We start from the raw sequence: 20,645 nt of genomic DNA, 5'->3' as shown, positions 1-20,645 counted from the left end.
AAGATTGAGCCTAGATGGCTCAATCTTTTTGTTTAAAACGCCGGAATGGCCGTTTCATCATAGTTTTCTTGCAAGAACGCACGGACTTCGTCACTTGTGAGCGCTTCGCCGAGTTTTTGGATCGCTTCGTCATCCTGGTTGTCTTCACGTGCGACAAGCGTGATGGCGAAATCATTCTCGACGCCTTCTGTTAAGAGTGCGTCACTCTTCGGTGTCAAACCGAGCGGTGCAGCGTAAGCCGGTGTCATCAAGACCGCATCGACATCATCGTACGCGCGCGCGAGCATCAATAAGTCGACTTCTTCAAACTTGAAGTTTTTCGGGTTAGATGTGATATCAGCTTGTGTATAATACGTGCCTTCCTTCTCTCCGAGTTCGATCACATCATGTTGTGCGAGAAGGGAGAGCGAACGGTCGATGTTCGATACGTCGTTGGCGATCGCAATCGTTGCGCCTTCCGGAAGGTCTTCCATGTTGTCATAGTTTTTTGCGTATACACCGTAGTTTGCGAAATAAATCGGTTCGATGGGAACGAGATTCGCATCGTTGCTGCGGTTGAACTCTTCCATATACGGAACGTGTTGGAAGAAGTTCGCATCGACTTCTTTCGCTGCAAGTGCCGAGTTCGGTTGGACGTTGTCTCCGAGAACAACGATTTCGAGTTCGATGTCGTCTTCTGCGAGCTGTTCTTTCGCGATTTCAAGCATATCTGTCATCGGTGGGATGAGTGATGCGACTTTCAATGTCTGTGGTTCATTTGCTTGTTTCGTTTGTGTTTCTGTATCGTTCCCACATGCTGCGAGGACGAGTGTGAGTGAGGCTAGAAGTGCCATCAATTTTTTCATATTCATTTCCTACTTTCTGTTTAACGTTTGTCGATGATTCGCGCCACGGTCGTGCCCGTGAATTGAATCAACTGTACGAAGACGAGCATGATGAGAATCATATAGAGCATGAGTTCTGTCTGAAATTGTTGATATCCATAACGGATGGCAAAGTCACCGATGCCACCACCCCCGACGACTCCCATAATCGTCGAGTATGAGATAAAACTGATGATGGATGTGGTCAATCCGAGGACGAGACCGGACCGGGCTTCCACATAAAGAAACTTAAAGATGATGTCTTTCACAGACGCTCCCATCGAGAGTGCCGCTTCAATCACCCCGCGTGGGACATCAATCAGTGACTGTTCGACGAGTCGCGCATAATGCGCAATGGCAATGATGGAGAGCGGCACCGTCGCTGCTGCCGTTCCGATGGCGGTTCCGATAATGAGCCGTGTAAATGGAATCAAAAACACGACGAGTAACAAGAAGGGGAAAGACCGGACGATGTTCACGACCAGGTTGAGGACGGAGAAGACGATTTGGTTCTCTAACAATTGTCCTTTACGCGAAAGATAAAGCCACGTGCCTAACGGCAATCCGACTAGAATCGCGGCGAGAATCGATACCCCGACCATAATGAACGTCTCGGCGATGGATTGCCAAATCTCTGATTGATAGCGCACCAAGATGTCAGGCATTCGCTTCACCTTCCTCTCGCAACTGTTCGACGAACCAACTTGGATTCTGATCGATGGCGACCACCCCTGTTGGCTCCCTCTCAATCGTCTCATGAACGGATCCGTCTGCCATGACGGTGACGCGATGACAGATTTGACGGATGACATCCATCTCATGCGTGACGAGAACGACGGTGACGCCGAGTTTTTCATTGACCGACTGAAGGACACGCAGCACTTCCGCCGTCGTATTCGGGTCGAGTGAAGAGGTCGGCTCATCGCATAGGAGTACACTCGGTTCACTTGCGAGTGCCCGAGCGATGGCGACACGTTGCTTTTGTCCCCCACTCAACTGGGAAGGATATTTATCGCGATACGCTTCGAGTCCAACGAACCGGAGACATTCCATCACGCGTGCTTCCCATGATGCTTTCGGCCGCTTGGCAAGTTTCAGTGAATCGAGGACGTTATCAAACACGTTCTTATTCGCGACTAGATTAAATTGTTGAAAAATCATACCGATCCGATGTCGCTTCTTGCGTAGTTCCCGATTAGAGAGTTCGGTCAACTGGTCGCCATCGACCGTGACGCTCCCGGCATCCGGTTTCTCCAACAAATTCATCAATCGAAGGAGCGTCGACTTCCCGGCACCGCTCGCGCCGATAATGCCGTAAATCTCCCCTTTTCGAATGTGAAGCGATACATCGCGAACGGCCATCTCTTGTCCATAACGCTTATGGACGGACGACAATGTGATCATGGCAGACATCCTTTCTACATCTCGTGAGTGAGTCAACCGTTTATCATTTTAGCGAAGTAAAGAGTTGATGTCAGTTCATGTGCTCACATGAAAAGAACCGCACTGCGGTTCAGAGTCGATGTCGTTTAAAATGTTCGGCTATGTGTCGCTTCATGGCGTCTCGATTTTCGGCGAAGATGCGATGGCGATGACCGTTCCCACCAGACGGATGTGGAAACCCACTCACTACGCGATCTTGATCCAAGAGCCCTCGCTCAACCAATAACTCCACGGCTCGCCTCACGTTCACGCCCATCGGTAGGATGAGTGCATCTTGAAGATGGGCCATCTCTTCTGCGAAGATTCCTTCTACGTATGGTCGAAACAGCTCTGTTCGAATCATATCCGGGCTCGATCCGTTATAGTTCTTGCCTTTATAGAAGACGGGATAAGGGAGGACCGCCGTGTTTTGAACGAGATGGTTCGCTGATCCAAACAAATCGAGGGATGACTCGATTCCCAAATGATGATGTAACTCCAAATCGTCCAGCATCGTCACTAAGTTCTTTCGAATCGGACCGGAAAAACTGCCACGTTGTTTGACGGCTCGAAGCGCCTCTTCGTCTGTTGCATCCTTCAAGTCACGGATTGCCTCGAACGACTGACGCATTTGATACAAGCCTGGCGTGATTCCCGCGATGACGACTTTCGCATCCGGATTGATGTATTCGAACGGTGCGTAATAGATCTCAAGTTGTTTCTTTTCATCACGGTCTAACAAAAAGTCTTCATTTTTCAACGTCTCTTCTTCTAAATTTGATAGCTGCAAAATCTTTGATTTATATGTTTGAAATAACGCTGTTCGTGTCATATAAATAACACTCCTTTCGTCTACTTTCTCTATCTCTATTCCCCTAAATCTTTGTGTGAGAAAAGTTCATCTTTCAGACAAATGCTATTCAAAAATAGAGCGCTTTCATTCCATTTTTTGTGCTATCCTGACGATGTGATTGAGAAGGGATTTTTCATCAGGTTTGCTAAATTCTCACAAGGAGTGTGTTCACACATGAAAGCAGTCGTCGTCAATTCAGCAAGCAAGGCCAACATCGAAGTCGTCGAAAAGGAACTACGTCCATTACAAGCAGGCGAAGCACTCGTCGATGTCGAGTACTGTGGCGTATGTCACACGGATCTTCACGTCGCAGCTGGTGATTTCGGAGATGTCCAAGGACGCGTGCTCGGTCATGAAGGGATTGGGATCGTATCTGAAATCGCCGACGATGTCACGAGTTTGAAAGTTGGCGATCGCGTCAGTATCGCTTGGATGTATCATGCATGTGGTCGTTGCGAATATTGTACGACAGGTCGAGAGACTTTCTGTCGAAACGTTCAAAATGCCGGATATAGCGTGGACGGCGGGATGGCTGAACAAAGTATCGTCGTAGCCGACTATGCCGTCAAAGTACCTGACGGATTGGACCCTGCGCAAGCTTCGAGCATCACATGTGCCGGCGTCACGACGTATAAAGCCATCAAAGTTGCCGACGTGAAACCTGGGGAGACGGTCGTCATCTACGGTTGCGGTGGACTCGGCAACCTGGCCATCCAATATGCGAAACACGTCTTCAACGCACACGTCATCGCCGTAGATTTGAACGATGATAAGCTCGAACTCGCCAAAGAGAGTGGAGCTGATTTGACGATTAACCCATCGACTGAAGGAGATGCAGCTGACATCGTACAAGAGAAGTTCGGTGGGGCTCATGCCGCTGTCGTCACAGCCGTCTCAAAAGTCGCCTTTAATTCTGCAGTCAATGCAGTCCGAGCATGTGGGAAAGTGGTCGCCGTCGGTCTTCCTTCTGAAACGATGGACTTGAACATCCCTCGTCTCGTCCTCGATGGAATCGAAGTCGTCGGCTCACTCGTCGGGACACGTAAAGACTTAGAAGAAGCCTTCCAGTTCGGGGCAGAAGGGCTCGTCGTGCCTGTTGTTCATAAACGCTGTCTTCACGAGGTGCAAGACGTGTTCGAAGAGATGGAGCAAGGGAAAATCCAAGGACGCATGGTCATCGACTTCAAAAATAAAGACTGCTAATCGGAACGGGGCCTCGTGCCTCGTTTTGTTCTAGATTGACGTTGACGGGGTATAGTTGCTTTTGTATAGTTAGGAACGTCTAAAAGCCGGAAATGAAAGAGGAGTGACTTGATTTGACTCCATTAACGTCAACCAGTCTACTTGATTTATTGTCAGAGCGAAATGATCAAGTTCGACGCATGAGTGAACAATCTTGGAATGAACAAAGTGATATCCAACTCTCGAACTCGGAATGGTATATTCTCGCGACACTTTATCAGTCGAAAACAACAATTGCCGAAGTCACGCACAGTGTCCATATTTCTCGACAAGCGACTCATAAACTGATCAAGAACCTAGAGAGTAAAGCGCTCGTTCTTGTGACAGACCATCCGCAAAATCGAAAAGACAAATGTATCGAGTTGACCTCGCTCGGTCACACTTGTTATGAGCAAAACGAGACGCTCAAAGCACAACTTGAGCAACGGATCCAAGAAAGCATCGGCCAAGAGGCGTTTGAACAACTGAAAACCATTCTGCGCGTGGATTGGAAACTATGACCGTGTCAGCTTGAAGGCGACACGGTTTTTCATATGCATACATGGACAAAAACGTCAACCGAGTTGACATTTCATCTTCTGAATGACTATGCTTATAGATAAGGAAGAGGTGATCGACTTGTTTAAAACTGGAGACTTAATCATCTACTCGACCCATGGCGTATGTCGCATCGACGACATTTCGGACAAAACGGTCGCAGGAGAGACGAAATCGTACTATACGCTTCACCCCATCAACAACTCACAAAAGTTGCAGATCAGCATTCCCGTCGACAATGACAACGTGATGATGTTGACGTTACTCGAAGCAGATGAGGCATCAGAGATTTTAGAGTCGTTCCGCTCACCTGGTGTGGAATGGAATCCGCATTCCAACAACCGCAATCGTGAATTCTTGAATGTCGTGCATTCAGGAAACCGGCATGAGATTGCCCAAGTAGTGAATACATTGAGCCGTAGACAAATCGAGGCACTTCAAGCGAACAAAAAACTATACGAGCAAGATCGTAAGATTTTAGAGAACGCCAAAACGATTTTGGTGAAAGAGCTCTCCCTTGCCCTCGAGCGTTCAGAGAGCGACATCGAGCGCACGATTGGCGAGTACTTACATGAAAGCATGACGACACTCACACCTTGACCTCTTCCAGTGGAAGTGGTCTTTTTTTGTTCTATTAAAATAATATACTTTTTTTTACATTTCTCGGGTATCCTAAAACAAATATACCTTATGATATAGGGAGGATGTTAGGATGCAACTGCACTCTAGTACGACCCATGTCACCGACACGCACGTCGTTCGGGCAATCGAAAACAATCTGGCCATCATTCGCTTTGATGAAAATCGCCGTGTCGCCTACGTCAATGAGATTTTTGCCAAAACGATGGGGTACGAAGTCAAGGAACTGATGGGACGCCCCCATCGTGATCTTTGCTTGCCCGAGTTCGCGAACAGTCCCCAATACGACCTGTTTTGGCGTAAGCTCATGCAAGGGTTGAGTTATCACGACAAGATTGAACGACGTGCCGCAGATGGTCATAGTGTCTGGCTAGAGGCGACCTACATGCCGATCTTCGATGATGCCCACCAGAACGTCATCGGCGTCTCAAAGATTGCAGCCGATATCACGTCACGGCAACAAGACGTACTCCACATGGCGAATAATCTTCAAGAGACGTCTGAATACTTATCTGCCCAGTCCCAAATCGGGAAACAAGACGGAGAACACGTACTCGAAAACGTCAAACTGATTGAACAAGAGTCGACTCAAAACCTAGAGCATTTACATGCTCTCCAACAAGAGGCGAAAACGATCACGGATATTGTCCGAACGATTCGTGAAATCGCTGCCCAAACCAACCTTCTCGCACTCAATGCCGCAATCGAGGCGGCACGCGCAGGTGAACATGGACGCGGCTTCAATGTCGTCGCGACAGAGGTGCGCAATCTTTCAAACAAAGTCTCACTCTCCATTACAGAAGTGAACAACAACATTGAAGGCATTGTGAAACGCATCGATGACGTGTCGATGAGCATCGGACGAATTTCTCATAAAGTCAAAGATAGCTCGGGACAACTCGAGCATACGGTCCGAGAGTTCGAAAAATTAGCAGATTCAGCCGCTACACTCGAACAGCAGGCAAAGACGTTTCTCAAAATGGTATGAGCGGCCCGATAGGAGGTCGCTTTTTTCTATACAAAAGACGAGCATACGATTGTATGCTCGTCTTGAATCAATTAATTGTGGACCATGTCCTTTTCCTCTAAACCGAGCGTGACCGCCGTCGATTCGTGAATCGTCTTGAATAAATCCGGGTGTTCCGACAGCTTCAATCCATACGACGGTACCATTTCTTTGATTTTCGCTTCCCACTCCGGTAAGTGTTGCGGGAAGCACTGCTCGAGCACTTTCAACATGACGTGCACGGCCGTCGATGCGCCTGGAGAAGCACCGAGAAGCGCCGCGACCGACCCATCTTCGGCACTGACGACTTCCGTTCCGAATTGAAGCGTTCCTTTTCCTTGCGGTGTATCTTTGATGACCTGAACACGTTGCCCTGCCACGACGATCTCCCAATCTTCATTCTTGGCATTCGGGATGAATTCACGGAGTTCATCCATCCGTTTGTCGTGAGATAAGAGTACCTGCTCGATCAAGTATTTCGTAAGGGGCATCTCTTTCGCCCCTGCGGCAAGCATCGTGATGACGTTGTTCGGCTTGACCGAACGAATCAAATCCAAGTTCGATCCTGTTTTTAAGAATTTCGGTGTGAAGCCGGCGAACGGTCCAAACAGCAACTCTTTGCGTCCATCGATAAAACGAGTGTCGAGATGCGGGACCGACATCGGTGGTGCCCCGACTTTCGCCTTTCCGTAGACCTTCGCATGATGTTGCTCGATGACCTCACGATTTTTGCAAACGAGGAAGAGGCCGCTGACCGGGAATCCACCGATTTGTTTCGATTCCGGAATCCCTGTCTTTTGTAAGAGCGGCAAACTGCCACCACCGCCTCCGATAAAGAGAAACGGTGCCGTATGCGTCTCAATCGTATTCCGAGACATGTCTTTCACTTTCACTTCCCAATGACCGTTCTCGAGGCGCTTCACGTCCTCGACGCTATGACCGTAGTTGAGCTCGACCCCGTTCGATGTGAGATGGTCAAACAACATACGTGTCAATGCGCCAAAATTCACGTCTGTTCCTGAGTCGATTTTCGTCGCGGCAATCGGTTCATCCGATGTCCGTCCGTCCATGATGAGCGGGATCCATTCCTGTAATTGACTCGGATCGTCCGATAAGACCATCCCTTCAAACAACGGATTCGTTGTGAGCGCTTCCAAACGGCGTTTCAAGAAATCGACGTTCTTCTCCCCTTGGACCATGCTCATATGTGGGATTGAACGAATAAAGGCTCCTGGATTTTCAATCAGTCCTTGCTTGACGAGGTGCGCCCAAAACTGGCGCGAGATTTGGAACTGCTCGTTGACGTTGACCGCTTTGGAGATGTCAATCGTCCCGTCTGCGTTCTCTGTTGTATAGTTTAATTCGCAAAGTGCGGCATGTCCCGTACCTGCGTTATTCCATTCGTTTGAACTTTCTTCCCCTGCTGCATCGAGCTTTTCGAACACTTTGATGTTCCACTCCGGTACGAGCTCTTTAAAGAGTGAACCGAGCGTTGCGCTCATAATCCCTGCCCCAATCAAAATGACGTCTGTTCTCGTTTGCGTACTGCTCATGAAAACCCCATCCTTATCCCCTGAATTTTTTGTCATACGATTGAAGAATCCCCATTCCTCAATCATATATTTTATAATCGTTATACCGATTATAACTCTTTTGTGATGAATGATAAGGGTTATGTATGATTTTTTGTGCTGAAACTTTTTATGAAAATGGGATGATCCCATCAAATGAAGGAGGTGTTCTTTTGAGGCGTGGTTTACGTTTTACAATTCCCAATCAATATGGGCAATTTCTAAAAGCAATCTTAAGTCCAATCCCTCTTGATTCATACCAATGGAACGTGGTTGATGAGGAATCGTACATTGTGAACGAAGGGCAACTGGATCGCCTGTTGTTTCCGGAATCGACCGTAATCGATGGTCATCAATTCGCTGAACTGCTCACGTATCATGAACACTATTTGATTTTCGTTGATATCAAGGCGTTCCAACCGAATATGTCCTCGGAAATCGCAACGTATGAAGACTTTTTACATAGTACGTGTGAATTCGCTCTATTGGTGACGGACAGTCAAGACGTCACAATCTACTGTAAAGACCAAGAGATGCTCAATTCCCTTTACGAAAATGCTTCTTGGCATGGATTTGAAGACGTCACATACATCACAAGTCATAATGACTCGAGGACACGCTTATCCTGCTGGTAACCATACATTTTGAAGAGGAGAATCCATATGCCCACACTCTATTTGATTCGCCACTGCTCAGCCGCGGGCCAAGAACCTGACGCACCGCTCACAGAAGACGGTTCCGCCCAGTCTTTATGGCTTCGCGATTTCTTTTCTGAACTCACAATCGACCGGATCATCTCAAGCGATTATACCCGTGCAGTCGCTTCGGTCACGCCACTCGCCGATGCTCATCACCTCTCGATTGAACGTGAACCGTTACTGAGAGAACGCATCCTATCTCACGAACCGCTCGAAGACTGGCTGACCCCATTACGTCAGTCGTTCAGCGACCCGACGTTCAAGTTGCCTGGTGCCGAATCGGCTGAGGAGGCGACGCAGCGCATCCTACAAGTCGTCGAGCACGCCAAAGCTCCGCATGCCTCAACATTCTTAGTGACACACGGCAATCTGCTCGCACTCTTATTGCAACATCTCGACCCGCAATATGACTTTGAGACATGGCGTAAGATGCGTAACCCAGATGTCTATCGTCTCGATTATCACGACAGCACACCGGTCATCGAGCATATTTGGCCAAACAAATAAGCCGTCTCGCGATGAGACGGCTTTTGTCACTTCTCTACGAAAAACATCGAGATGGCACCAAGCCCGACATGTGTCCCGACCGAGACACCCATCTGCATGAGGTAAATCTCGCCGGCAAAATCGGTTTCGGTTTCGAGCTTCACTTTTAAGTTCTCCGCAATCCGTTGGTCCGATGTGTACCCGATGATCACGAAATTCGTGATGTCCGGGTTGACGCGTTTCACGAACTCGTCCGTATAATGCTTCAGCACTTTACGGGTGCCTCGTTCCTTGGCAACAATGGCACCTTTCCCGTTCTTCATACTCATGATGGGCTTTACCATCAGTAGTTTCCCGATGATAGCACTCGCGTTTGAGATTCGTCCGCTCTTGATCAAGTGGTCGAGGTCATCTACGGATAAGAAGTGCTTCACTTTCGTCTTGTACGTCTCATTGAAGTCAACGAGCTCTTCGAACGTCGCACCGGCTTCACGCATCTGTGCGCTCTTCAACAACAGCCAGCCGCTACCATGACTCATCGAACGAGAGTCGACGACATGGATTTTGACAGGTGAGTCAGGATGCGCCTCTTCAAAGTATTCTTTTCCAATGACCGCCGATTGATACGATCCGCTCGTCCCACTCGACATGCAGATACATAAAATCTCCTCATGGCCGGCAGCGACCGCATCTTCCATCAATCGTAAGAACGTCGCTGGGCTCGGCATCGCCGTCGTTGGGAATTCCGGGAGCGCTTCCAACATTCCGTAAAAATCATCCGGCTGGATATCCACCCGGTCCTGGTAAGACATATTATTCATGGTGATGATCAACGGCGCGACCCCGATGTTGTACTGTTCAAGCACTGCATCTGATAAGTCACACGTCGAATCTGCTAATAATTTAATCATGCATTCCTCCAAAACTTTCTCCATAAATGACGGGAATCATCCTATAACTTCGTCGATTCCGACGTCACGATAGGACCTCTTCTAGTGTAGCAGATTTGGAGGGGGAAATGTTTTTTTACTGGGGTTGATGTGCGACTTGTTTTTCATGTTGCAAGAGCCATTCTTTTCGCCAAAGTCCACCGGCATAGCCCGTCAATTTCCCAGTCGATCCGATGACGCGATGACAAGGCACGACGATGCTCAGTTTGTTGCGTCCGTTCGTTGCTCCGACTGCGCGAACAGCCGTAGGTCGCTTCACGCGTTCGGCAAGTTCGCGGTAAGAAGCCGTCTCCGCATACGGGATGGTTTGTAACGCATCCCACACGTCATGCTGAAACGTTGTCCCGATTTGCTCAGTCGGAAACGTAAACGTCATACGCTCACCGCGAAAATAGGAGTCTAGTTCCTCCCGGCACTGTCGCAATACATTTGGAATATCTGATTCAGGTGATTGCGTCCCTTCACGTTCGACGAATAAGATCGATTGAACGACCTGCTCCGTCCCGATGATTTCTAGGACGCCAATCGGTGTCTCCACGTCTAATCTATACGTTCCCATATAATGACCTCCACAGATAGAATGTCGCGTATCCTTCCCAACCTTGCCACGATTCACCGTAACGCTTCACTTCTTCAATCGTTGGTTTCTTCGCTGTCCCTAACTGATGCTGAATCGCTTGATGCAATCCGACATCCGCAATCGGAAAGGCTGATGCGTCCTGAAAACACTTCATCAACACATAGTCTGCCGTCCATGCTCCGACACCTCTTATCGCGAGTAACCGTTGACGGATATCAGCTGAAGAGTGTGATTGTAAAGCCGTTTTTGACAGGTCTCCATTCGTTATTTCCCGTGCAATATCAATGACATACTCCGCTTTCCTGCGACTGAATTGAAGCTCACGTAATTCTTCCGGTTCGAGCAAGGCGATTCGTTCCGCCCGCGGGAACGTCCAGTATGCTCTTCCTTCGATGACTCGATGGTCTCCATATCGTTCGACGAATCGCCGCTTGATCGTATAGGCGAAGGATAACGTGATTTGTTGTCCGATGATGGCCCATGTGAGGGCCTCGAACAAATCTGGGAAACCAATCATCCGTAACCCGCGATGCGCTTCAATCAAAGAAACCAGCAATTCATCTTTCGCCCCCATCGTTTCAAACGGCTTCAAATCGCGCTCAAGGTCTAACCAGTCTCGTACCTCACGTGCGACACGTTCCTTTTCTGTGTTTGAAACTTCATCGACTGGGAACCGTACACAAATGTGATTCTCCGCTTCTTGAAGCTCGATCAGAATGAGCCTTTCCCCGATTCGCATCAGCTTTCGAACCGTGTCAGGCGTTGTCACATGGAGCACTTCTTGTTCTGACCGACTCAAAAAGACGAGACACTCTTGAAAATCAAACGGCTGCTGTACAGCAAGTAGCATCTCTGTCATAGGTCCTCTCCTTTTCGATACGTGTTCGGTGTACAGCCTTTTACTTGCCGGAACACGCGGTAAAAGTTCGATGGTGTTTGAAACCCAACCTCATAGCAGACCGTCAGATTACTCATGTCGGTCGTTCGCAATAAATAAGCCGCCTTGTCGATTCGAATCCGTTCAAGTAGTTGCCTCGGAGTCTCTCCTGTCGCCTGGGTGAATGTCCGCTCCAAATGAAAGGGACTCAGTTGGGCGTGTTCGGCAATCTGTTCAAGGCGAATGGGTTGTTTATAATGGTTCACGAGATACGCCGTCACTTGTTGAACGAGCGCACGGTGTGGGGCGTGTTCGACTTCTGGCTGACATCGCTTGCACGGTCGAAATCCATTTGTCTCCGCTTCTTCTCTCGTTACGTAAAAATCAACGTTCTCTTTCTTCGGTTTGCGGGATCGGCACGATGGTCGACAATAGATCCCTGTCGTTTTTACGGCTGTATAGAACAATCCGTCATAAGTTGCATCGCAGGCGAGCACTTTCGCCCACTTTTCGTCAAACGTCAACATCTCCACACCCCCTTCTTCTCTCACTGTAGCAAATCTAAAATCAACATTTCGTCCTCTTTCTTGCGCTTACAATCCCCTCTTTTTGAAACGTTTTACAGATTTCAATCGTATCCTATAGTACGATTTAGACAGAAGCTGCTGTCAGTCCTATGGCAGATAAGGAGAAGATCGCAATGCGTACTCGTTTTTCATGGAAACAATTAAAATGGCTCATTCCTATAGCGTTAATCGGTTTGATTTTGATTCAGAGCGGACAAGAGTTGAAAGACCTCTCGCTCGCGACCGCCTTCACGACACTGAAACAACTGACCGGTTGGGAACAGTTCACACTCATCCTACTCGGTGGGATCGCTGTCTTGACGATGACGGGCTATGACTATTTCCTGCTACGCTCTTTACATATCGAGCTACCGAAACGAAAAATCGTTCAAACAGCGTGGATAACGAACTCGATGAACGGGATGCTCGGCTTCGGCGGCGTGATTGGGATTGCCCTTCGTACCTCCCTCTACCGTCCCTATACGGATACGAAACGCCTACTCCGTGCCATCGGCTGGATGACCCCGACACTCATCAGTGGTCTGTCCATTCTTTCCATCGGTGTGCTCCTCGGGATTTTCCCGGCTGGCGGGCTTATCGGTACGAAACCATGGATTTGGCCGGTGCTACTCGCCGTGAGTGCGATGCTCCCATTTTATTTGTTCGTCACATCACGCCGATCAAATGTCGGGTGGTCCACTCTGCTCGGGTACACGATGACCTCGCTCGCAGAATGGGTCACCGCAGGATTCGTCGCCATTTATGCCTTGACGTTACTAGACGGGTCGGCCTCGTTCGTGCAACTCTTCGGGGTATTCATCGTCGCGACGGTCGTCGGTGTCGTCTCCCTCGTCCCTGGGGGTGCTGGAACGTTTGACTTACTGTATCTCGTCGGGATGACTCAACTTGGGATTCATCAAGACATCGTTTTGTCTTCACTAATCATCTATCGATTCGTTTATTTTGTCGTTCCCTTTTTAATTGGACTTTTTCTCGCAGCCATCGCGTTCGGAGATCAGGTCGTCAAACAAATCGAGTATCGACCAATCATCGGGTCCTCTTATGAGATTGGGACCGTCGTCTGGCGCATCGTTTCGCGGACGCTTGCGAGGATTGGACGCCTGACCGGGAGTCTCATCGCACTCATGAGCAGTCTGTTGATTTGGTTCCAGACGCTTCTCCCGAGCGTGACGCCGCTCTATGAAGTGAATCGCTGGTTTGAATGGATTGGGACCCTTTTCTTATTGAGTGCCGGACTTCTCATGTTTTTATCCGTCTATGGCATGTATGTTCGGACAAAACGAACACTCTGGTTACTCAACACTGCCTTCATCTTGGCGACCATCGGAGTCATCGCACGTGGGTTAAACCTGTTTGAGACCTTCGTCGTCATCGGGTTTGCGATGTTCGTCTGGTTGACACGTAAACGACACGTCCGATACCGTTCGATTTTAACGACAGGACGTCTCATCCGAAGCTTGATTTACGTCCTGCTCTATGTCGGCACCCACGCCCTCTTATTGCAGTCATTCGCAGGTACAGACAACTTATTCTTCACATCGCATCAAGCCGGTTGGTTGACGACGTTCGTCTTATTGTTAACTTCAATCGTAGCAAGTGTACTCCTGCTCTTGTTCGATCGTTGGAAACGTCCGGCGCTTGGAGAGGCCTATGATGAACATCGCATCCGACAGTTCCAAGCAACACAGCCCACATCGAGCAGTTTTGACTTGGCCCATATGGCAGATAAGCGTTTTTACATGAATGAGGCCGGAGATGCGTGTCTGTTGTTTGCGACTTCTCGGAACCATGCCATCGTCCTTGGTGATATCCAAGGCGAGAAGCAGGCTGCGACTTCTCTTTTGACGCGATTCATTGAAGATGCGGATCGAATCGGGTATATTCCTTTATTTTATCAAATTACACCGAATTGGATGCCTCGCCTTCATGATGCCGGGTTCACGTTCTTCAAATTAGGGGAAGAGGCGACGATTGACGTCTCGGCCTTCTCCTTATCCGGGAAGAAGCGTGCAAATATGCGCTCTCTCTACAATCAGTTTGAGAAGAAGGGGATCACGTTCGACATCGTCTGTGAACCGAGCCTCTTGCTGTTACAAGATTTAAAAGACATCTCAGACGAATGGATTGGGAATCGAAATGAGAAAGGCTTCTCTCTCGGATTCTTCGATTATGAAACGTTGACGCGTTATCCGATTGCCTTGTTGCGAGATGCGGACGGTGTCGTCGTAGCTTTCATTTCGCTACTCCGAGGAGACGGGGCCATCTCCATCGATTTGATGCGTTCGAAAAATGATGCGCCGCCCGGATCGATTGAAGTGTTGATCCTTCACATCATCGAATGGGCTCGCGCAGAAGGCCATGATCATGTCGGGCTCGGCGTGGCACCACTTGCTGCCGTCGGAGAGCAGACGTTCTCCCATTGGCCGGAACGCGTCGCCGCCGACATTTTTGAAAACATCAGTTACATCTATCCGTTCAGTGGCTTACGACAGTTCAAACAGAAGTTCAAACCGTCGTGGGAAGGACGCTATCTCGCGTTTCGTCAACGCCGGAAGTTACTACCCTCGATTTTACGGACAGCGCGATTGATTAGTCGGAAACGCTAAAAAACAGGAATTTCTCATCGTGAGAAATTCCTGTTTTACGTATCATCTTATTTCAACGTCACACTCACATTGTCAATTGTGATGTCATGAGCCCCGAGTGGCGACCCTTCTGTGCGTCCCATCAAGAACTTCAATCCTGTGACATCTGTCACCGGCATCGTCACTTCAAACGTGTACGTGTTCGTTTCTGGTGTGACCGCTACGACTTCGCTCAAATAGCGATAGTACCCGACATTCTCTAACGTCACTTCGAATGAACGAGCGACAGTAGAGGATGCATCGAATTGGACGACGTAGGTTTGATCTTGTTGTAACTCAAGACCCCCTTGTTCCATGAGGACACTCCACGCTTCGTTCCCTTCTTGCGTAATCGAGATATGTGCCGCCTCGTTCACCGCTTCGACAGCAGCCTGTGCGTCAAAGTGTACATAAGAGCCCCAGTTGGTGAGACCTTCTGTGAATGCACCGTTTTTAAGTGGAGACGGGTCGATATAAACCGGTGTGACATCGCGCAACTCGACGTCATCGATTTCAATCGCACCTTTTTCAGAACCGAGAATGAACTGGAGTTGACTCATGAGGTCGGTTCCGGCTTCCATCGTGAACGGAATTTCATACGTATCGAATGCTTCAGATAGCGCGATACGCTCTAGCGGAAGGTAGGCATCCTCATTCGCTCCGTTCAATCCTACTAGCAGACCGTCTACACGCTCTGCACGTGCTTTGAAGCGAAGAACGTATTCATGTCCCTCTTGCAATTGAATCCCTTGTTGCACCAACGTTGCCGGTGCTCCTTTTTTCTTGTTCGTTTCAAAACGGAAGAGACGCTCTACTGAATCGACCGTTCCTGTCCCTTTCGTGACACCTGGGTCGAACGTCCAATACGTCATACGATCCATCGCACCTTGGTCAAACGTACCGTTATATACATGGTTCCCGTCTCCGAGCATCGGCTTCGTCGCATTCGGATCGAATGCCTCACGAGGCGTCTGCTCGACACGAACGTTACCGATTTGCACGCCCGACGTGCTGAGCCCAACATTGAACTCGAGACGCGCCGCAAGGTCAGTCTCTTCGGTCATATCGAATGTCATCGAGTACGTTTGGACGTCTGTTGTCAAAACGAATGACCCTTCATCTGAATATTTCGCATAGCCTCGGTCCGGACCACCACCGACTTTAACGGCGATTGAACGCGTCGCATCCGCTTTAGCATCAAACGTCACTTTATAGTGTCCGCCTTGTCCGAGCGATACGTTTTGAATCAATTGATGCGAGTATGGTTGGCTTCCTGCCTGATCAATCGAAATGTCGGCGAATCGTGCCCCCGCCAAGTCGATCACATCGATAGAGCCGACACCACCAAAGTCAGGAAGCGCCACGTAGTTCCAATACGTCGGGTTGAGCGCCTGCGCACCGTTCGTTACCGTCGTAATTGGTTCAGTGTAGCCTTCGTCATAGACAAGGTTTCCATCATCTAGAGGTTGTTTCGCACCTTCCGGTAACACGATTTCTTCATCCGAGTACGTCGGTTCGACAGCATCACGATACTTCCCGTTCTTCAAGTCAAACACACGGACGTAATCGACTTCCATCTCTGCCGGGAATGGTGTCGTCTCGTCCACGTCCCCATCGAACCATCCACCGACCGCCAAGTTCATAATCAAGTAAAAATCTTGGTCGAATGGTGCAGGGTAACTATATTTCGATGCTTTGTTCGCTTCTTTCGCATACCAGTCATTTTGCGTTTGATAGAGCTGACCGTCTACATACCAACGAATCTCACCTGGTTCCCACTCGACCGCATATGTATGCCACTTGTCGATGCCGTCACCTTCTGCGAAGTGATAATCTTTCCCCGTATATTTGTTGTTCGGCCACGTTTCTCCGTAGTGAATCGTGCCCGCGACTTTATCTGGCTGACTGCCCCACGATTCCATGATGTCGATTTCACCTGATGCGGCCCAACCACCGTAGCGGTCTTCTTCTGGCAGCATCCAAAACGCCGGCCACAGTCCTTTACCGGTTGGAAGTTTGGCTCGCATTTCATAACGACCATATGTCTTACTGAACGTCCCCTTCGTCGTCAACTTCGCCGATGTGTAATCATAGGTACCGAATTGATCCGATGCTTGTTCTTTCTTTGCACGGATGACGAGCTTCCCGTCTTTCACGAAAGCGTTTTCGTTTTTGTCCGTGTAAAATTGCTTCTCATTGTTTCCCCAACCGGCAGCGACTGGATTTCCGTCTTTGTCGACAATCCAGTTCCCCGTTTCAAAATTCCATTTCGAGTGATCGATTTCAGACTTGCTAAACTCATCTGACCAGACAAGTTTCCACTTAGCGTCATCGGCTTTTGAACTCTTTTCAGCCGGCACCTCTTGTGGCAAGGATAGGGCAAGGCCTGTCCCGAGTGCGAGTGCAACCCATTTCTTCATCGTGCGTCCTCCTTTAGGATAAATGATTGTAATATGTCAGCCCGTACTTTTGAAAGCGATTTCCGAAAGCGCTTTCGATAAATCCATTATAGATTTTTCTTTGCTAAAACTTCAACCACTTTTCGGAAGTGAAATCAAACTGACACATAAAAAAGCACCGACTCACGTCGATGCTTCCCGTAGTTCCCAATTCAAAATTGTCACGTCAAAACCTGTCGCATTCACATCTGGACTACAGGCATATGGACCGATGCGTAATGTCGATACGTCATGGAGATGGGCAATGCGAAGCTGTTCACGCATACCGTCACTATATTCAAAGAAAATCTCCACATCTCCATCTGTATACACGATTTCAAACGTCAACGGATTGCGAACCATGTCATTTGAAAAATCACGTGTCGACCAATCTGAATAGCCAAACGAAGTGACAACTGCGCCAAGATGGGACGGTCCATCCGGAATGTACTCGACAGACGTCTTGATCCAATGGTCATCGTTCACATATAAGACGATTCCGGCCTGATCATATGTATGGCTCGGTTCCATCTGGATTGTCGCCCGACATGTAAATCGTTTGGCTTTGACGTCTGTCAATAACGCATGTGCCGTCATCCGATTGAATCCGTAATGTGTGTTTCGCCAAAAGTCCGTATCTGGCAAAGTGCGGAAAGTGAGCGGTTCAAATCCGTTCACGCTTTTTGGTTCATTTATCCACTTGTACGTATGCATGATGATTTATCCCTCCCCATTGTCCTCGCATGGCAAACAGTAACGGTATCATCGGCGTATGATACGGTATGAATTCATGCTGTTGAATCATCTGTAGAATCGTCGCCTCATCCGCCCACTTCACGGCCTGCACTTCAAATTCTTGAAGCGTCAGCTCGTTCAAATCCACTTCCATTTCGACCAAATAAATATCGTCAAACCCTTCGTCAAAATTGACTGTCAGGTGCGGTCGTGTCTGAGATAGATCAAGCTTGAGCCCAATCTCCTCTTCGAGTTCCCGCATCGCGGCTTGCTGGCTTGTATCTCCTACCGTGGCACTTCCACCGACTGTGATATCCCACATGTTTGCCCAACCATCCTTGAACGGTTGGCGCTGTTGAATCAACATCTCACCCTTCTCGTTAAAGATACATACGTGGATGACAAGATGGTATTCCCCTTTCGGCAATCGACTTCCGCGTTGCCACGTGCGACCGGTCTTTTCTCGGTCGACCGTATAGACGTCCCAAAATTCCATTAGATACTCCCCTTTATGTTGCTGCGCTAGATGCCGCTGCTTGATCTGCTTTCGCGCAATCGATTGCTACGACGATAGAGATAAGAAGGTGCTCCATCTCCGGTTCTTCGACACGAATCTCGTAACTATCGCCCCATGAGAACCATTTCTTTTGTACACTTCCGATCGAATGTCCGTTCTTCGTCACATCAAAATCCATGTCCCACCAATCTCCTTGGACATCGATCCCGGCTGCATCGATTGAATATTTCGGTTTGAAAAACGAGAACTCTTTCGAGATGGTCATCATATCTGTGCCGTCCACTTCCACAAAAAATTTCGGTAAAAAACTGAACGTCTTTTTCGTGATTGTCGTGACCGTCTGATCGTTCGTATCTTTGATTTCGAATGATTTTGGAAACTTCATAAAGCTACCTTCGATGAAATATTTGTCATGTCCGTCCGCATCCTTGATGGTGAAACGTCCGCGTAAGCTTAACACTTTTTGTTTCATGTAGAGCGTGTGCATGATGATCCCTCCGATTTGTTGTAGTCCTTTACTTACGAGTCCAATCCAGAAATCGATTCACTTATAGCGAAGCCGTCTCCTTTGAAACGATATCGAGAACTTCTGCCAAGTGATTCACAACGTAATTCGCTTCTTGTAACTCTACTTCTTGTGCGAAGTCAAAACGACAGCCGATTGAAATGAGTCCGTTCGCTCGTGCAGCCGAGATATCCGATAATCGGTCACCTACCACGAAGCCCTCCTGCAGTTCATACTTCTTCACGATTTCAGCCACTAAATCGCCCTTATCCAACGTGTCGATTTGTTGAATGCTATAAGTTTCTGTGATCCAACGATCTAATTCATAGTGCGTGACGATGGCTTGTAAATAGTCCACCAAACCATTACTTGCGACGAAGATGGAATGCCCCATTTGATACAATTGTTCAAACAGTTCGAGTACCCCTGCATATAATGCTCCATTCCCGTTTTCAATGTTTTTGATGAGTCGTGTTAAGAAATAGGCATCGACCTCTTCTCTAGTTTGCTCATCGTATTGTGGGAGCAATGTGTTCCAAACAACTGGCAACGGTACCCCCATGATGTTCCGATATTGATCAATCGGTGTCGGACCTTTCCATTTTTCTTCACTTCGTAAATGATCAAACGTTTCATCTAGCGCCCGTTCCAAAATCAAATCTGTCCGAAACAATGTTCCGTCCATGTCAAAAATCACTGCGTGTTTCATCCGCTTCCCCCTTTTTAAATTAGAACTTCTTGGATTCTATCTAAAGAGATATCGGAAAGGTTGTACAGTATTTTATAAAAAATAAAAAGCCCGACTCTCTCGTCAGGCCTGTAACGCTGTATGAACAAAAGTATGCAACGCCTCTTGGCTCGTGATGTGTTCGTTGCACGTCTTACTGTCTACACATACATATGTGCCGATGGCTTTGTAATAGTCCGGATTTTTCGCTTGTTTCGCTTTCGTGATCGTAACGCAGTACGTCACATCCGTGAACTGATTACAAAAGGCACATATATTTTTCTTCGTATTCGTACTCGGTTTACATGCAATGCCAATCAATTGACCTTCGTATTGGCAAATCATCAACTTTTGATTGGAACGTCCATCGTTCCAACCTAGATACGTGAGTCGTCCAAAATCAACATCGGATAACTCCGGTAAACGAAGCTTCTTTTGTTTCGGGAACAAACTCTTCAGTTGCTCGGCAGAAATAACGGGAAATGGTTGAACCCATTCTCGTAATCGTTGCATATATTCGTCGAACGCTTCGTTCGTCTGTAGCGTTGTGAACTGTAACAGCTTCAGTTGTTCAGTCGTTACCTCAGGGAATGCATACATCACTTTCGCTTGTGCCAAGTCGATGACTGCTCGCAAGACAGAAGGCGGCAGGCTTTGCATTCGACTCTCTTTGACGAGCATCACTTGTTCTTTGATGAGATTATATTGTTCGTTTTGAATAAATGGATCTGACATCTTGTCGCCCCCTTCCTTAATTCTCAGTTTACAGGAAACAATGCTTCCTTACT

22 protein-coding genes are annotated in these 20,645 nt (G+C 48.2%); 7 read left to right on the top strand and 15 right to left on the bottom strand.

The window, feature by feature from the left end; genetic code table 11:
- Positions 1 to 32 precede the first annotated feature (32 nt).
- From KOG47_RS10770 to KOG47_RS10755, 4 genes are all read right to left on the bottom strand, one after another.
- Positions 33 to 845, bottom strand: coding sequence for a MetQ/NlpA family ABC transporter substrate-binding protein (locus KOG47_RS10770; protein ID WP_215244212.1), 813 nt, complete (start codon positions 843 to 845; stop codon positions 33 to 35).
- 20 nt (positions 846 to 865) lie between these two features.
- On the bottom strand, positions 866 to 1,528 hold the full coding sequence (locus KOG47_RS10765; protein WP_031424175.1) for a methionine ABC transporter permease: 663 nt from the start codon (positions 1,526 to 1,528) through the stop codon (positions 866 to 868).
- On the bottom strand, positions 1,521 to 2,267 hold the full coding sequence (locus KOG47_RS10760) for a methionine ABC transporter ATP-binding protein (protein WP_159563234.1): 747 nt from the start codon (positions 2,265 to 2,267) through the stop codon (positions 1,521 to 1,523). The genes KOG47_RS10765 and KOG47_RS10760 overlap by 8 nt, the downstream gene beginning before the upstream one ends.
- A gap of 109 nt (positions 2,268 to 2,376) precedes the next feature.
- Positions 2,377 to 3,117: a hypothetical protein gene (locus KOG47_RS10755; protein WP_215244211.1), complete on the bottom strand. Its 741-nt coding sequence runs from the start codon at positions 3,115 to 3,117 to the stop codon at positions 2,377 to 2,379.
- Between the two features lie 195 nt (positions 3,118 to 3,312).
- Between KOG47_RS10755 and adhP the strand changes: the two genes are divergently transcribed.
- The 4 genes from adhP to KOG47_RS14860 all read left to right on the top strand — a co-directional run bounded on the left by adhP (position 3,313) and on the right by KOG47_RS14860 (position 6,544).
- Entirely contained in the window at positions 3,313 to 4,341 is a 1,029-nt protein-coding gene (gene adhP / locus KOG47_RS10750) for an alcohol dehydrogenase AdhP (protein WP_215244210.1), read from the top strand.
- Between the two features lie 113 nt (positions 4,342 to 4,454).
- Positions 4,455 to 4,880: a MarR family winged helix-turn-helix transcriptional regulator gene (locus KOG47_RS10745; RefSeq protein ID WP_215244209.1), complete on the top strand. Its 426-nt coding sequence runs from the start codon at positions 4,455 to 4,457 to the stop codon at positions 4,878 to 4,880.
- A 109-nt stretch (positions 4,881 to 4,989) separates the two neighbouring features.
- Positions 4,990 to 5,517 (top strand): CarD family transcriptional regulator, encoded by a 528-nt coding sequence (locus KOG47_RS10740; protein WP_260563810.1) that lies wholly within the window; start codon positions 4,990 to 4,992, stop codon positions 5,515 to 5,517.
- 112 nt (positions 5,518 to 5,629) lie between these two features.
- A complete protein-coding gene (locus KOG47_RS14860) occupies positions 5,630 to 6,544 on the top strand; it encodes a methyl-accepting chemotaxis protein (protein ID WP_159563230.1) in 915 nt (304 codons plus the stop codon).
- 71 nt (positions 6,545 to 6,615) lie between these two features.
- Here the strand turns inward: KOG47_RS14860 and KOG47_RS10730 are convergent, their stop codons facing one another.
- A complete protein-coding gene (locus KOG47_RS10730; RefSeq protein ID WP_159563229.1) occupies positions 6,616 to 8,115 on the bottom strand; it encodes a malate:quinone oxidoreductase in 1,500 nt (499 codons plus the stop codon).
- Between the two features lie 191 nt (positions 8,116 to 8,306).
- On the opposite strand from KOG47_RS10730, the gene KOG47_RS10725 reads away from it, so the two are divergent.
- On the top strand, positions 8,307 to 8,768 hold the full coding sequence (locus KOG47_RS10725) for a DUF2691 family protein (protein ID WP_047795748.1): 462 nt from the start codon (positions 8,307 to 8,309) through the stop codon (positions 8,766 to 8,768).
- A gap of 27 nt (positions 8,769 to 8,795) precedes the next feature.
- On the top strand, positions 8,796 to 9,338 hold the full coding sequence (locus KOG47_RS10720; RefSeq protein WP_074035180.1) for a histidine phosphatase family protein: 543 nt from the start codon (positions 8,796 to 8,798) through the stop codon (positions 9,336 to 9,338).
- A 26-nt stretch (positions 9,339 to 9,364) separates the two neighbouring features.
- Here the strand turns inward: KOG47_RS10720 and KOG47_RS10715 are convergent, their stop codons facing one another.
- The 4 genes from KOG47_RS10715 to KOG47_RS10700 all read right to left on the bottom strand — a co-directional run bounded on the left by KOG47_RS10715 (position 9,365) and on the right by KOG47_RS10700 (position 12,251).
- Entirely contained in the window at positions 9,365 to 10,228 is an 864-nt protein-coding gene (locus KOG47_RS10715) for a DegV family protein (RefSeq protein ID WP_074035182.1), read from the bottom strand.
- A gap of 115 nt (positions 10,229 to 10,343) precedes the next feature.
- Positions 10,344 to 10,826: a methylated-DNA--[protein]-cysteine S-methyltransferase gene (locus tag KOG47_RS10710; protein ID WP_074035184.1), complete on the bottom strand. Its 483-nt coding sequence runs from the start codon at positions 10,824 to 10,826 to the stop codon at positions 10,344 to 10,346.
- Positions 10,813 to 11,706 (bottom strand): DNA-3-methyladenine glycosylase family protein, encoded by an 894-nt coding sequence (locus tag KOG47_RS10705; RefSeq protein WP_074035186.1) that lies wholly within the window; start codon positions 11,704 to 11,706, stop codon positions 10,813 to 10,815. Before KOG47_RS10705 ends, KOG47_RS10710 begins: the two co-directional genes overlap by 14 nt.
- A complete protein-coding gene (locus KOG47_RS10700; RefSeq protein ID WP_047795743.1) occupies positions 11,703 to 12,251 on the bottom strand; it encodes a bifunctional transcriptional activator/DNA repair enzyme AdaA in 549 nt (182 codons plus the stop codon). Before KOG47_RS10700 ends, KOG47_RS10705 begins: the two co-directional genes overlap by 4 nt.
- Positions 12,252 to 12,424: 173 nt before the next feature.
- Between KOG47_RS10700 and mprF the strand changes: the two genes are divergently transcribed.
- Positions 12,425 to 14,917, top strand: a complete 2,493-nt coding sequence (gene mprF, locus KOG47_RS10695) for a bifunctional lysylphosphatidylglycerol flippase/synthetase MprF (RefSeq protein WP_215244208.1) — start codon at positions 12,425 to 12,427, stop codon at positions 14,915 to 14,917.
- A 47-nt stretch (positions 14,918 to 14,964) separates the two neighbouring features.
- Here mprF and KOG47_RS10690 read toward each other — a convergent pair whose 3' ends face one another.
- The 6 genes from KOG47_RS10690 to KOG47_RS10665 all read right to left on the bottom strand — a co-directional run bounded on the left by KOG47_RS10690 (position 14,965) and on the right by KOG47_RS10665 (position 20,592).
- Positions 14,965 to 17,355 (bottom strand): carbohydrate binding domain-containing protein, encoded by a 2,391-nt coding sequence (locus KOG47_RS10690; RefSeq protein WP_215244207.1) that lies wholly within the window; start codon positions 17,353 to 17,355, stop codon positions 14,965 to 14,967.
- A gap of 162 nt (positions 17,356 to 17,517) precedes the next feature.
- Positions 17,518 to 18,087: a DUF1349 domain-containing protein gene (locus KOG47_RS10685; RefSeq protein WP_215244206.1), complete on the bottom strand. Its 570-nt coding sequence runs from the start codon at positions 18,085 to 18,087 to the stop codon at positions 17,518 to 17,520.
- The gene (locus KOG47_RS10680) at positions 18,062 to 18,604 is read right to left on the bottom strand and encodes an NUDIX hydrolase (protein WP_215244205.1); all 543 of its coding nucleotides are present in this window, start codon (positions 18,602 to 18,604) and stop codon (positions 18,062 to 18,064) included. Before KOG47_RS10680 ends, KOG47_RS10685 begins: the two co-directional genes overlap by 26 nt.
- A gap of 13 nt (positions 18,605 to 18,617) precedes the next feature.
- Positions 18,618 to 19,112: an LURP-one-related/scramblase family protein gene (locus KOG47_RS10675; RefSeq protein ID WP_074035194.1), complete on the bottom strand. Its 495-nt coding sequence runs from the start codon at positions 19,110 to 19,112 to the stop codon at positions 18,618 to 18,620.
- Between the two features lie 61 nt (positions 19,113 to 19,173).
- Positions 19,174 to 19,839 carry an HAD hydrolase-like protein gene (locus tag KOG47_RS10670; protein ID WP_215244204.1) on the bottom strand — a complete coding sequence of 222 codons (666 nt, stop codon included), beginning with the start codon at positions 19,837 to 19,839 and terminating at the stop codon, positions 19,174 to 19,176.
- Between the two features lie 102 nt (positions 19,840 to 19,941).
- Complete coding sequence (locus tag KOG47_RS10665) at positions 19,942 to 20,592, bottom strand: FusB/FusC family EF-G-binding protein (RefSeq protein ID WP_215244203.1); 651 nt, start codon at positions 20,590 to 20,592, stop codon at positions 19,942 to 19,944.
- Positions 20,593 to 20,645: the final 53 nt, after the last annotated feature.

This window comes from Exiguobacterium sp. s121 (assembly GCF_018617245.1).
Classification (GTDB): Bacteria; Bacillota; Bacilli; order Exiguobacteriales; family Exiguobacteriaceae; genus Exiguobacterium; species Exiguobacterium profundum.
The sequence above is the reverse complement of the archived record's forward strand: the minus strand, read 5'-3'. Positions and strand labels throughout refer to the sequence as shown.

What these genes read in the sequence shown, in the direction of transcription:
- KOG47_RS10770 (WP_215244212.1), bottom strand. Translation starts at nt 845, where the DNA reads ATGAAAAAATTGATGGCACTTCTAGCCTCACTCACACTCGTCCTCGCA.
- KOG47_RS10765 (WP_031424175.1), bottom strand. Translation starts at nt 1,528, where the DNA reads ATGCCTGACATCTTGGTGCGCTATCAATCAGAGATTTGGCAATCCATC.
- KOG47_RS10760 (WP_159563234.1), bottom strand. Translation starts at nt 2,267, where the DNA reads ATGATCACATTGTCGTCCGTCCATAAGCGTTATGGACAAGAGATGGCC.
- KOG47_RS10755 (WP_215244211.1), bottom strand. Translation starts at nt 3,117, where the DNA reads ATGACACGAACAGCGTTATTTCAAACATATAAATCAAAGATTTTGCAG.
- adhP (WP_215244210.1), top strand. Translation starts at nt 3,313, where the DNA reads ATGAAAGCAGTCGTCGTCAATTCAGCAAGCAAGGCCAACATCGAAGTC.
- KOG47_RS14860 (WP_159563230.1), top strand. Translation starts at nt 5,630, where the DNA reads ATGCAACTGCACTCTAGTACGACCCATGTCACCGACACGCACGTCGTT.
- KOG47_RS10730 (WP_159563229.1), bottom strand. Translation starts at nt 8,115, where the DNA reads ATGAGCAGTACGCAAACGAGAACAGACGTCATTTTGATTGGGGCAGGG.
- KOG47_RS10720 (WP_074035180.1), top strand. Translation starts at nt 8,796, where the DNA reads ATGCCCACACTCTATTTGATTCGCCACTGCTCAGCCGCGGGCCAAGAA.
- KOG47_RS10715 (WP_074035182.1), bottom strand. Translation starts at nt 10,228, where the DNA reads ATGATTAAATTATTAGCAGATTCGACGTGTGACTTATCAGATGCAGTG.
- KOG47_RS10710 (WP_074035184.1), bottom strand. Translation starts at nt 10,826, where the DNA reads ATGGGAACGTATAGATTAGACGTGGAGACACCGATTGGCGTCCTAGAA.
- KOG47_RS10705 (WP_074035186.1), bottom strand. Translation starts at nt 11,706, where the DNA reads ATGACAGAGATGCTACTTGCTGTACAGCAGCCGTTTGATTTTCAAGAG.
- KOG47_RS10700 (WP_047795743.1), bottom strand. Translation starts at nt 12,251, where the DNA reads ATGTTGACGTTTGACGAAAAGTGGGCGAAAGTGCTCGCCTGCGATGCA.
- mprF (WP_215244208.1), top strand. Translation starts at nt 12,425, where the DNA reads ATGCGTACTCGTTTTTCATGGAAACAATTAAAATGGCTCATTCCTATA.
- KOG47_RS10690 (WP_215244207.1), bottom strand. Translation starts at nt 17,355, where the DNA reads ATGAAGAAATGGGTTGCACTCGCACTCGGGACAGGCCTTGCCCTATCC.
- KOG47_RS10685 (WP_215244206.1), bottom strand. Translation starts at nt 18,087, where the DNA reads ATGCATACGTACAAGTGGATAAATGAACCAAAAAGCGTGAACGGATTT.
- KOG47_RS10680 (WP_215244205.1), bottom strand. Translation starts at nt 18,604, where the DNA reads ATGGAATTTTGGGACGTCTATACGGTCGACCGAGAAAAGACCGGTCGC.
- KOG47_RS10675 (WP_074035194.1), bottom strand. Translation starts at nt 19,112, where the DNA reads ATGCACACGCTCTACATGAAACAAAAAGTGTTAAGCTTACGCGGACGT.
- KOG47_RS10670 (WP_215244204.1), bottom strand. Translation starts at nt 19,839, where the DNA reads ATGAAACACGCAGTGATTTTTGACATGGACGGAACATTGTTTCGGACA.
- KOG47_RS10665 (WP_215244203.1), bottom strand. Translation starts at nt 20,592, where the DNA reads ATGTCAGATCCATTTATTCAAAACGAACAATATAATCTCATCAAAGAA.